This window comes from Clostridium bowmanii (assembly GCF_018861315.1).
In the GTDB taxonomy this organism is placed as follows: Bacteria; Bacillota; Clostridia; order Clostridiales; family Clostridiaceae; genus Clostridium_AD; species Clostridium_AD bowmanii.
The window spans coordinates 1-2,593 of the sequence record NZ_JAHLDL010000085.1 but is presented as its reverse complement, the minus strand read 5'-3'; the positions used below and the strand labels follow the sequence as shown (position 1 = coordinate 2,593).

The following is a 2,593-nucleotide window of genomic DNA, read 5'->3' as shown; positions in this document are numbered from 1 at the left end:
GTACAGAAAAGGTGTTTGTTTTTGTGGTTATTTGGAAATTATTCAGGGTTCTTATTTTCCTAAATCTCATGGTTTTAGTTTACCACTTACAGTTGCCTTCATTGGGTGGTACAATATTAAGTAATGCGTTATTCACTATGGTTTCACAAAATATCGAAGCGGTTTCTGCAATAGGAGTAGGATAGTCCGTGTTTAGCATTTTTTTATTTCTAAGAAATAGCTATGATAAGCATGTCCAATTTCATGAGCCAGTACAGAAACATCACTAAAATTCCCATTAAAATTAGCGATAATTCTACTTTCTGCTATTGGAAAAATATCAACCGCTAGTCCATAATTACATTTTCCAGCTCTTGGCTCAGCATCAATCCATCTACTGTTAAAGACTTTCTTTGCAAAATTCGCAAGTTCTTGACTGAAAGTTTTAAAACTTGATACAATTAAATCTCTAGCTTCTAAATATGATATTTTTGTAATAGCTTCACTTATTGGTGCAAAGATATCATAGAAGGGAAGGTTAAAGTTCGTATAAATATAACTAATTGATTCATCTTCAAAAGTAAGTTTTCTTATATCTCCTTTAGAATATTAAGTTCGACATTGTGTTCTTTAGAAAAGTTTTTAGCCCTTTCAATTTGTGAATTGCTTATTTCAATTCCATATGTCTTATACCCACATTCTAAAAATAGTGCAAGTGGTGGACAGTTTCCTCCTGCGCCACCTGTTTTTTTAAGCCAATTCTGAAAGGAGTTTTTTATTAATGGGATATGTTTTCCGCTTATTTAAAACGATATATGTGGACATATCAACGTCTTATTGAATAATTCTATTCCATTACTTCAACAAGCTCAAATAACTCTACTATAAGTATTTCATCATCTGTTAATTGAATATCCTTTACCGTATTATTCCATGCAGTTCTGTGGTCACCTTGAAACTTTTGAACTTCTTCACCATCTCCTTCTCCTCTTACAAGTCTGATATCTGGATCTCCAAAAGTTGTTTCGAAAACATCTATGATTCTAATATTACATTTAGGTTCTTCCTGATTATTAACTACAGTTACCATTTTACCTTTTGTTTCATATACCTCATTTAATTCGTGTTCTTCATAAAGTATTTTAAAACTGCAAGTTGCTGTTTTTACTCTATCAATAATTTGTTGAATTAACATTTCTCCAATTCCATTATCTCCATCCCAACCAAAGGATGATATATTTTCATATATTTTCATGATTCTCTTCTCCTTTAATAAATTTATTTCAATGTTTTTCTATAGATGTAGACTATCTAACATTATGCTTTATTAGCATTTATAAAGCCCTCTATATAAGATTTCTCATTTTCAGAAGGTTCCCTATTAAATTTATTCATAAATAGCCTAATTGCATGTTTAGCAGAAGTGACCTCACAGGCTATCTGTGCTGTAGTTCGTAGTAATTCCCAAAAATCACTTATCTCTTTCCTATCGCATACTGGCTCATGTGATATGACATAATATTCTGCATAATACTTTTCTATTTTATCTATCATCTTTAATAGCTCTTCCCTATCATATCCATATAAGCCGTTATATCTTCTACCATACATACAGTCTCCTAAAAACATAACCTTTTCTTCAGGTATATAAACTATAGTTGAATCGTCCGTATGAGTTCCTCCAACTGAGTTTAAAATACATGTAAGTCCACCTAAGTCTATTTCAAGACTATCGTTAAATGTTATGTCCACCTCACCCACTTTAAAATTTTCTCTTTCCTCAATTTCTAATTTTATAAATTTTGAACAGTTTTCACTAATAATTTTCTCTTTTACATGCTCTTCTAACGATGTATCATCCCAATTCAAGCTTCTCATTCTGTCTATTTCACGCTTTGTCTTTTCATGTGCAATAGTTATTAAGTTCATCTCTTTTATTCCAAATATATGATCCCAATGGTAGTGAGTTAATACCACATATTTAACTGGCGGTACATTCAATTTACTTACCTCTGCTAAAAATTCTTTAGCATGGTTAGGCGAATTGCCTGAATCAACAATTAAACTATATTTTTCACCACAAACTAATCCTAATATAGGTCTATCAGTATCATTTTTATGTGTCATATAATAAATGCTGTTTGTTAATTTTTTAAACATTGTTTTACTCCTTTTTATTTTTATTATTTTTAACACTTTGTTGTAGTATTTTCTATTTTATGATTTAACTAACGTTACTAACTGCCGACATTTTTGAACCTTAGCAAGACTTGGCTTGGTGAAGGAGCTACTAACGATATGTGATTCACAAAATCAAACAAAAGGTGCCAGATTATCACAGGAAATAAACTCTTTGTAATCATTACAATTTCAGCAGCAAGGATTCCAAACACAATAGCATTAATAATTTGTAGTAATACCTCAACAATACTTTGTCCTACCAATATACTTGCGAAATGTCCAATTCCAAATACCAAAGCAGAAATAACAATTGTTTGTTTAACAGAGAAGTTGTCTTTCAGCAACTTTAATATAATGCCTCTGAAATAGACTTCTTCCGATATTCCAACCGCTAATGTAAAAAATATAAGTACACTGACATATGTAAAACCTT

Annotated in this window: 5 protein-coding genes; 1 reads left to right on the top strand and 4 read right to left on the bottom strand. The window is 30.9% G+C overall.

From position 1 onward, the window contains the following. On the top strand, nucleotides 1-185 hold a 185-nt coding region (locus KPL51_RS22890), incomplete at its 5' end, for a hypothetical protein (protein ID WP_216166719.1). A gap of 7 nt (nucleotides 186-192) precedes the next feature. On the opposite strand, the gene KPL51_RS24615 is transcribed toward KPL51_RS22890, so the two are convergent. From KPL51_RS24615 to KPL51_RS22870, 4 genes are all read right to left on the bottom strand, one after another. Then, on the bottom strand, nucleotides 193-441 hold the full coding sequence (locus KPL51_RS24615; RefSeq protein WP_224854704.1) for a M3 family metallopeptidase: 249 nt from the start codon (nucleotides 439-441) through the stop codon (nucleotides 193-195). A 385-nt stretch (nucleotides 442-826) separates the two neighbouring features. Continuing rightward, entirely contained in the window at nucleotides 827-1,234 is a 408-nt protein-coding gene (locus KPL51_RS22880; protein ID WP_216166717.1) for an ASCH domain-containing protein, read from the bottom strand. 62 nt (nucleotides 1,235-1,296) lie between these two features. Beyond that, nucleotides 1,297-2,139 carry an MBL fold metallo-hydrolase gene (locus KPL51_RS22875; RefSeq protein WP_216166715.1) on the bottom strand — a complete coding sequence of 281 codons (843 nt, stop codon included), beginning with the start codon at nucleotides 2,137-2,139 and terminating at the stop codon, nucleotides 1,297-1,299. A gap of 77 nt (nucleotides 2,140-2,216) precedes the next feature. Further along, nucleotides 2,217-2,593: CPBP family intramembrane glutamic endopeptidase (locus KPL51_RS22870; protein WP_216166713.1), on the bottom strand; the 377-nt coding region annotated here is incomplete at its 5' end.

What these genes read in the sequence shown, in the direction of transcription:
- KPL51_RS22875 (WP_216166715.1), bottom strand. Translation starts at nt 2,139, where the DNA reads ATGTTTAAAAAATTAACAAACAGCATTTATTATATGACACATAAAAAT.
- KPL51_RS22880 (WP_216166717.1), bottom strand. Translation starts at nt 1,234, where the DNA reads ATGAAAATATATGAAAATATATCATCCTTTGGTTGGGATGGAGATAAT.